Source organism: Nocardioides sp., from assembly GCF_035547795.1.
Lineage (GTDB): Bacteria > Actinomycetota > Actinomycetes > Propionibacteriales > Nocardioidaceae > Nocardioides.
On the sequence record NZ_DASZUF010000020.1, the window covers coordinates 20,355 to 28,047 of the forward strand.

Annotated in this window: 10 protein-coding genes; 3 read left to right on the forward strand and 7 right to left on the reverse strand. The window is 74.0% G+C overall.

Annotated features, from left to right (window positions below; genetic code table 11):
* The first annotated feature begins 35 nt into the window (after nucleotides 1-35).
* Nucleotides 36-614 (forward strand): TetR/AcrR family transcriptional regulator, encoded by a 579-nt coding sequence (locus VHA72_RS01745; RefSeq protein WP_325572722.1) that lies wholly within the window; start codon nucleotides 36-38, stop codon nucleotides 612-614.
* Between the two features lie 2 nt (nucleotides 615-616).
* Here the strand turns inward: VHA72_RS01745 and VHA72_RS01750 are convergent, their stop codons facing one another.
* The 6 genes from VHA72_RS01750 to VHA72_RS01775 are packed head-to-tail and all read right to left on the reverse strand — an operon-like array spanning nucleotide 617 to nucleotide 4,218.
* On the reverse strand, nucleotides 617-1,234 hold the full coding sequence (locus VHA72_RS01750; RefSeq protein ID WP_325572723.1) for an HAD family acid phosphatase: 618 nt from the start codon (nucleotides 1,232-1,234) through the stop codon (nucleotides 617-619).
* Between the two features lie 18 nt (nucleotides 1,235-1,252).
* Nucleotides 1,253-2,137, reverse strand: a complete 885-nt coding sequence (locus VHA72_RS01755; RefSeq protein WP_325572724.1) for an LLM class flavin-dependent oxidoreductase — start codon at nucleotides 2,135-2,137, stop codon at nucleotides 1,253-1,255.
* Between the two features lie 11 nt (nucleotides 2,138-2,148).
* A complete protein-coding gene (locus VHA72_RS01760) occupies nucleotides 2,149-2,349 on the reverse strand; it encodes a hypothetical protein (protein ID WP_325572725.1) in 201 nt (66 codons plus the stop codon).
* Nucleotides 2,346-3,125 carry an SDR family oxidoreductase gene (locus VHA72_RS01765; protein WP_325572726.1) on the reverse strand — a complete coding sequence of 260 codons (780 nt, stop codon included), beginning with the start codon at nucleotides 3,123-3,125 and terminating at the stop codon, nucleotides 2,346-2,348. Before VHA72_RS01765 ends, VHA72_RS01760 begins: the two co-directional genes overlap by 4 nt.
* Nucleotides 3,126-3,135: 10 nt before the next feature.
* Entirely contained in the window at nucleotides 3,136-4,068 is a 933-nt protein-coding gene (locus VHA72_RS01770) for a ketopantoate reductase family protein (RefSeq protein ID WP_325572727.1), read from the reverse strand.
* Nucleotides 4,069-4,218 (reverse strand): hypothetical protein, encoded by a 150-nt coding sequence (locus tag VHA72_RS01775; protein ID WP_325572728.1) that lies wholly within the window; start codon nucleotides 4,216-4,218, stop codon nucleotides 4,069-4,071.
* 153 nt (nucleotides 4,219-4,371) lie between these two features.
* Between VHA72_RS01775 and VHA72_RS01780 the strand changes: the two genes are divergently transcribed.
* Complete coding sequence (locus tag VHA72_RS01780) at nucleotides 4,372-5,187, forward strand: S-methyl-5'-thioadenosine phosphorylase (protein WP_325572729.1); 816 nt, start codon at nucleotides 4,372-4,374, stop codon at nucleotides 5,185-5,187.
* A complete protein-coding gene (locus tag VHA72_RS01785; protein ID WP_325572730.1) occupies nucleotides 5,184-6,230 on the forward strand; it encodes an NAD-dependent epimerase/dehydratase family protein in 1,047 nt (348 codons plus the stop codon). The genes VHA72_RS01780 and VHA72_RS01785 overlap by 4 nt, the downstream gene beginning before the upstream one ends.
* Nucleotides 6,231-6,237: 7 nt before the next feature.
* Here the strand turns inward: VHA72_RS01785 and VHA72_RS01790 are convergent, their stop codons facing one another.
* Nucleotides 6,238-7,557 (reverse strand): hypothetical protein, encoded by a 1,320-nt coding sequence (locus VHA72_RS01790; protein WP_325572731.1) that lies wholly within the window; start codon nucleotides 7,555-7,557, stop codon nucleotides 6,238-6,240.
* Nucleotides 7,558-7,693: the final 136 nt, after the last annotated feature.

Consider the following 7,693-nt stretch of genomic DNA (forward strand, 5'->3'; position numbering starts at 1 on the left):
ACCCCTCTCCGGCCGTTCTGGCTAGGGTGTCGCTCGTGACCGTGACGGCGCTCGACTTCCGCGCCCGCCTGCTGGGTGGCCTCTCGGACGCGCTTCGTGAGCGCCCGTACGCCGAGGTCACCGTCGCCGACGTGGTCCGCTGCGCGAAGACGTCGAAGCGGACGTTCTACGAGCACTTCGCCGACAAGGACGAGTGCCTGGTCGCGCTGCTGACCCGCGCCAACGTCGAGCTGCGCGAGGCGATCGCCGAGGCGGTCGACCCGCACGCGGAGTGGACGACGCAGATCCGGCAGGGGGTGCGGGCGCTGCTCGCGCACGTGCACGACCAGCCGCACCTGTTCCTCAACGGCTTTCGCTCCGTGCACGCGCTCGACCAGGGCCGTCAGCTCATCCGCGAGGGCATGGCCACGTTCGTCGACCTGCTCCGCACCCTCGGTGACACGCCGGAGCTGCAGCGCGCCGGCGTGACGGCGCCCACCCGAGAGCTGGGCATCATGGTCTTCGGCGGCGTGCGCGAGCTCATCGTGGACGCGCTGGAGGAGGGTCGCGACCCCGCCGAGTTGCTGGAGCCGGTCACCGAGGCCCTCACCGCGCTGCTCGGGCCGCGCGCCTGAACTCAGCTGAGCAGGCCGTAGTAGCTCGGCAGCTTGATCGGAGTGCCGACGTGGTCACCGCGCAGGTCGGTGGCACGGTTGCCGATGTCGAGGACGACGGTGTAGCCCCGCGCCGCGATGCCGGCCCGGCAGCGCTGCTTGCCCGCCGTCAGCCCCTCGCCCGGCCTGCGGCCGCAGATGCCCTGGTAGCGGTAGCCGGCGGCGGTCAGCACCGGCTCGACCTGCGTCAGCCCGCGCTGGGCACGGCCGGTGACGAAGAACAGCGTCACGCCGTGCCGGGCGGCGTACCGGGCGACCTTGCGCACCGGCCTGACCGGCTTCGGCCAGGCGTAGTGGGTCTGGATCGAGGTGTTGTCGATGTCGAGCACCATCGCCGGCCGCTCGCCCTTCGGCGCCGCCGCGAGGGCGGCGTCGATCACGGCGTCGGCCCCGGCCACCTTCGTGCGCACCTTGGCCAACCAGACCTTCCTCGGGGGCAGGGTAGTGCGCCGGGCGTGGGCGTGCGTGGCGATCCGGTGCCCGTCGACCGTGGGCGCCGGAGCGGCCTCGGCCACGCTGGCGGCAGACAGGGCGGAGAGCAGGGCGACGGCGGCCAGGACGGAGCGGAGGGTGCGGCGCATGGGCTCGAGCCTAGGCGGTCAGCCGAGCTGACCGAGGACCTCACTCCGGATCCGGGCGATGGCGTCGCGACGCCGCTGCGCCGGCCCGACCAGGATGCCGCAGTTGAGGACGAACTCGTCGAAGCCGAGTCCGGCGTACTGCCCGACCAGGTCGACCACCTGGGCCGGCGACCCGGCCAGGGTTCGCTCCCGCGGGGCGCGCTCGCCCTCGAGTGCGATGAACGCGTTGACGCTGCAGTGCAGCGTGCCGGGGTCGCGGCCGACCTGCTCACAGGCCGCCTCGAGGTTGCGGCGCTTGGCGGCGGCTACCTCCGGCGTACCCCAGGTGTTCCACTCGTCGGCGTAGCGGGCGGTGATGCGCAGCATCCGGGGCCCCGCGGTGCCGACCAGGATCGGCAGCCGGTCCTGGACCGGCTTGGGCTCGCAGGGCGCGTCGGTGACGTCGTAGACCTTGCCGTGGAACGTCGTGCGCGGCTGGCTCAGCAGGCTGCGCACGACCCGGAGGCACTCCTCGAAGCGGGTCACCCGCGCCCCGGCCGGCTCGAGCTCGATGCCGTACGCCGCATGCTCGATGACCTGCCAGCCGGCACCCAGCCCGAGCACCATCCGGCCGCCGGAGAGGTGGTCGAGGGTCGCGGCCCGGTTGGCGAGCACCGCCGGATGGTGGATCGACGTCGGGCTGACCAGCGTGCCGACCCGCACCCGGGTGGTGGCCGTGGCGATGGCCGGCAGCAGTGTCCACGCCTCGTGGGTGGGGCCGTCGCTCGGCGTGTCGTCGGGCGTGTTGGGCATGTAGTGGTCGGCGATCCAGACGCCGTGCCAGCCCTCCGCGTCGGCCTGCCGGGCCTCGGCGACGATCTCAGCGGGCGGGTTGGCGGCCGAGGGCCACAGCGAGAACCTCACGCTTCCCGAGACTAGAGGGCCGGATCCACGCCCGCGGCCTCGACGTACCGGATCAGGGCGGGCTCGGCCGACTCGAACCGGTCGGCCTCCTCACCCCCGTCGCAACGACACAGCGAGATCGTGAGCGTGTCGCCGTGACGGCGCTCCAGCTGCCAGGTCCCGCCGGCGTTCTCCCAGCGGCGGAGCCTGTCCAGGTCGACGGTGTCGGTCATCGTTCCTCATCGTCCCTCGGTCGCGCCGCCGGCGCCACGGCCTCGCGGGCCCAGGTGTCCCAGTCGACACCGCGGATCACCGCGTCCGGTCCGGGGAGGACCGAGCCGCTCGCCATGCTGGCTGCCGCCGGCACCGCCTCGACGGCGACGTCCTCGCCGCGGAGGCCGACGAGCCGGCGGACCAGGTCGACGAGGCTTTCCCGACGCGGACCGGCGAGGTCGACGTCGCCATCCCCGTCGTCGGTGGCGAGCTCGACCAGCATCCGGGCCACCTCGACGGAGGCGACCGGCTGGGTCGGCATGTCCATGATCAGCGCCCGGTCGCCCTGCCGGGAGCGTTCCAGGACCTGGCCGGGGAACTCGTGGAACTGGGTGGCGCGCAGCACCCGGGCGCCCGGGGCGTGCTGCCGGGTGGCGCGCTCGTGGGCGAGCGTGGCGACGTACCAGCCGTAGTCCTGGCTGCGGTCGACGCCGACGATGGAGAGCACGACGGTGCGGGCGACGCCGGCCGCCCGCGCCTCGGCGCCGAGGTTCGCCGCCACCGTGGTGAAGAAGTCGACGGCCTCCTGTTCGTCCATCGCCGGCGAGCGGGTGACGTCGATGACCGCGTCGACCCCGTCGAGCCGGTCGCCGATGGAGTCGGGCTCGGTGAGATCCACGCCGCCGCTGCGGCTCAGCGCCACCACCTCATGGCCGGCCGCCCGCGCGATCCGCACCACCTGGGATCCGATCAGGCCGGTCGCCCCGGCCACCGCCAGACGTCGCGTCGACTCCACGGATTCGATGCTAGTCCGGCGCGCCGGGGCTCCCCTGGACGTACGGCGAGAGCGCGGCGGCGAGGATCCGATTGGCGGGCGTGGGGACGGCGGCCAGCTCGCCCATCTCGACGACCGCCCCGCCGAGCCAGGGCAGTTCGAGTCGCCGACCATGGAGGAGGTCGTGGAGCATCGACGAGCCCATCTGCTCGGGCAACGTGTCACAGAAGGCGACCTGCTGGGCGGCGTAGTCCGCAGGGAGGCGTACGCCGCGGGCCCGGGCCACGGCGACCACTTCGGCCATGACCTCGTGCAGCAGCTCGCGGGTGGCTGGCACGGCACGCAGGACGCCGATCGGCTGGCGGGTCGCACTGGTCACCGACGACAGGCCGACCAGGAAGACGAACTTGCGCCACAGCACGGCGGCGATGTCGTCCGAGATCTCGGCGTCGATACCGGCACCGGCGAACGCGTCGCCGATCGCTCGGAGCCGGTCGGTGGAGCGGCCGTCGTACTCCCCCATGATGATGCGTGCGAGGGTCCCGTTGTGGCGCACGACGCCGGGCGACTCGATCGAGGCGGAGATGTAGCACGCACCGCCGATGATGCTCTCCGACGGGAGGTGTCGAGCCAGTTCCTCGTCCTTCTGGACGCCGTTCTGGAGCGAGAGCACGGCCGCGCCTCCCGCGGCGAGCGTGGTCAGCTGCCGGGCGATGTCCTCGGTGTCCCACAGCTTGACCGCCACGATGGCCAGGTCTGCGTTCCCCGCCGCGGTGACGTCATCGGTGGCCTGCACCTCAGTCAACGTGACTGGTGCGTGGTCGCTCTCGACACGCAGGCCGCGCTCGTTCAACGCCTGGAGCTGCCGGCCGCGGGCGATGAACACGACGTCGTGCCCGGCCAGTGCGAGCTGACCGCCGAAGTACCCTCCGACACCGCCGGTGCCGACGACGATGATCCTCATTCAGAACTCCTTCATTCCAGATCCATGTCCGATGGTCCGCCCCTGGCTCCGATTCCGCATCACGCACGTGCTCATCGCCGGGTTCGCCGGCTCCTGCGCCATCGCACGGCTCATCTCGGCCACCTGGTCGGCGATCGTCTTCTCGGTCATCTCACTCCTCGTCGTGGGGGCCCGGGTGCACCCACCCGGTCACTGTGTCTGTGCCGTCCGGGGCCTCTTCCCTTATCCGTGGAGTTCTTACGGAGCGGTGACGGACCGCCGCCTCCGCTGTCCTCTGCCTCCGACCGCTGCCACCGTGGCGGCATGAACGCATCCCCTCGCGCCGAGATCGCCGTGATCGGCGGCAGCGGCTTCTACTCCTGGCTGACCGACGGCGAGTCGCACGCATCCCATGAGCTCGACACGCCCTACGGCACGCCGTCGGCGCCGGTCACGATCGGCGAGGTCGCCGGCCGCTCGGTCGCGTTCCTGCCCCGTCACGGGGTCGGGCACGCGCTGCCGCCGCATGCGATCAACCACCGGGCGAACCTGTGGGCACTGGCCGCGCTCGGCGTACGGCAGGTGATCGCGCCGTGCGCCGTGGGCGGCCTCCGACCGGAGCGGGTCGCACCGGGCGACCTGGTGGTGCCCGACCAGCTGGTCGACCGGACCACGGGCCGGGTGCAGTCGTTCGTCGAGTCGGGTGCTACCCATGTGCCGTTCGCCGACCCCTACTGCGCCCGGGTCGGCGAGGCGCTGGCCACGGCCGATCCCGACGTGCGCACCGGCGGCACGATGGTCGTCGTCGACGGGCCGCGCTTCTCCACCCGGGCCGAGTCGCGGTGGTACGCCGCGCAGGGCTGGGACCTGGTCAACATGACCAGTCACCCCGAGGCCGTCCTCGCCCGCGAGCTGCGGATCTGCTACGCCGCGCTCGCCCTGGTCACCGACCTCGACGCCGGCGTCGCCGCGGGCGAGGGGGGCGGCGAGGCCGAGGTCTACGCCCGCTTCGCGGCCAACCTGGACCGGCTCGGCGCCGTGCTGACCGCCGCGATCAAGGCGATGCCGGATCCGGACGGCTGCGCCTGCGCCACCTGGGCGGACGGCCTCGACCTCGCCTACCAGGTCCCGATCCGGTGAGGGTGCTGGTCACCGGCGCGGCCGGCTTCATCGGGTCCGCGATCTGCGCCGCGCTCGAGGCCGCCGGCGATCAGGCCGTGCGCGTCGACCTCATGCTCCCCTCGGCCCACGGGACAGCCGAGGCCCCACCCGGCACGCACCGACTCGACGTACGCCGGGCGGCGAGCGACCGCCGCTGGGCCGAGCTCCTCGACGGCGTCGACGCGGTGTGCCACCAGGCCGCCCTGGTCGGAGCGGGGGTGACGGTGGCGGACCTGCCGTCGTACGCGTCCCACAACGACCTCGGCACCGCCGCCCTGCTCGCGGCCATGGCCGCCCACGGTGTGGACCGGCTGGTGCTGGCCTCCTCGATGGTGGTGTACGGCGAGGGTCGCTACCGCTGCCCCGACCACGGACCGCAGCGGCCGGGGCCCCGGCCGGTCGCGGCCCTGGACGCCGGCCGGTTCGAGAACCCCTGCCCGGTGTGCGGCGCTGCGCTGGCCTGGGCGCCGGTGCCGGAGGACGCGCCGCTCGAGCCGGGCAGTGCCTACGCCGTCAGCAAGCTCGCCCAGGAGCACTACGCCGCCGCGTGGGCCCGCCAGGCGGGCGGCGCCGTGGTGGCCCTGCGCTATCACAACGTCTACGGACCCGGGATGCCGCGCGACACCCCCTACTCCGGCGTGGCCGCGATGTTCCGCTCCTCGCTCGAGCGTGGTGAGGCTCCGCAGGTCTACGAGGACGGGCGGCAGACCCGCGACTTCGTGCACGTCGACGATGTCGTCCGCGCCAACCTGGCCGCGCTCGCGGCGGTGCGATCCGCGCCGGCCGAGCGGACCGCGGCGTACAACGTCGCCTCGGGCCATCCGATCACGATCGCCGAGGTGGCCGCGCTGGTCGGCACCGGCTCGGGCATCACTCCCGAGATCACCGGTCGCTATCGGCTCGGCGACGTCCGCCACGTGGTCGCGTCGCCGGAGCGGGCCGCCGCCGAGCTGGGCTTCCGGGCCGCGATCGCGCCCGACGCGGGCCTGCCGGCGTTCTCCACCGCGCCGCTGCGCGCCTGATGCCTCCTCACCAGCTCGTGTAGAGCAGGTGCTGGACGACCAGCGCGGTGACGACCTGGCCGGCCAGCGCGGGACGCCGCCACCCGAGGGGCAGGAACGCCAGGCCGAGGGTGAGCCAGGGGACGAACGGCAGCCAGATCCGCTCCACCTCCGCCTTGCTCATCCGGGACAGGTCGGCGAGGACGACCGCCACCGCCGCCGCGGCGACGAGCAGCACCACCACCCGGCTCCCGCGCCGGTGCTCCCGGGCCGCCCGCCACGTCGCGGCCAGGCCGGCGCCGACCAGCGGCCCGGCGCTGATGGCGAGCGCGGCCAGGTCACCCCACAGCCAGTACGCCGCGGGCCGCACCGCGGCGATTCCGTCCCAGTAGCGCCGGCGCAGCACCGGATAGGCGTCCCACCAGGCGAAGCCGCCGGCCGCGAACGCGAGCACGACGGCCGAGGCGGCCAGGGCCGCCACCGGCAGCGGCCACCACCGTCGGGCGCCGAGCAGCACCGCCAGGGCGAGGAGCGCGGCCAGCGGCAGGCCGTAGGACATCATCACGGCCGCGCCCAGGCACAGCCCGGCGAGCACCGCCCAGGGCCAGCCGGACCGGGCCGGGCGCCGCGTCGGGAGGGCCAGGCACGCCAACCCCCATGCCACCACCACGGCCATCACCGCGTCGGCGGAGACGGCGAGGTAGACCGCGGCCGGGGTCAGCACGAGGTAGGGCGCGACCCGGCGCGCGACCGGCTCCCGGCCGAGCGCGCGCAGGGTGACGAGCACGGCCAGTGGCAGCGTCGCCGCGAGGCCGGTCACCACCAGCCCGGCGGCCAGGTCGCCGCCCAGCCCGAGCCGGACCAGGAGGACGAAGAAGAGCACCATGCCGGGCGGGTGACCGGCCAGATGGACCGGCCAGTGGTGCGGCGCGGCCAGTGGGATCCGCGCCACGTAGGTCTCCAGCAGCCGGTGCACGTCACTGACCTGCCGGGCGGACCGCAGGTACTCGTCAGGGTTGCCCAGCACCCTGCTGATCCCCGCCGGGCCGTCGACCAGCGCCAGGCTCAGCAGCCAGGCCAGGCCGGCGGCGTACGACCCGAGCAGGAGAGGCCGCCACCGCAGCCGATCGGCGAGCGCCGGGCCCCATCGGACGCCGGCGAGCGCCAGGCCGAGCGCGGGCAGCGTCCCCGGTCCGACCTTCGGGTCCCACAGCGCGTGCAGCGGCGCGACTCCGTCGTCGCGGTCCGCCCGGGCGTGCACCTGCCAGCCGGTGGCGAGCGGCACCACGACCGCGGCGGCCACCAGGGTCAGGGTCAGGATCAGCCCGGTCCGGGGCGGGTTGCTCATGCGGCGACCCTAGGAACGCCGCGCCCCGCGGGCGGGCCGGCGACGGGTGCCGTCATCGGACCGTAAGGATTGGGCGCCCCGCGGAGCCGATCGCGTTCCTAGGTTGGAACGCATGCCGGACTGCCAGCTGATCCTG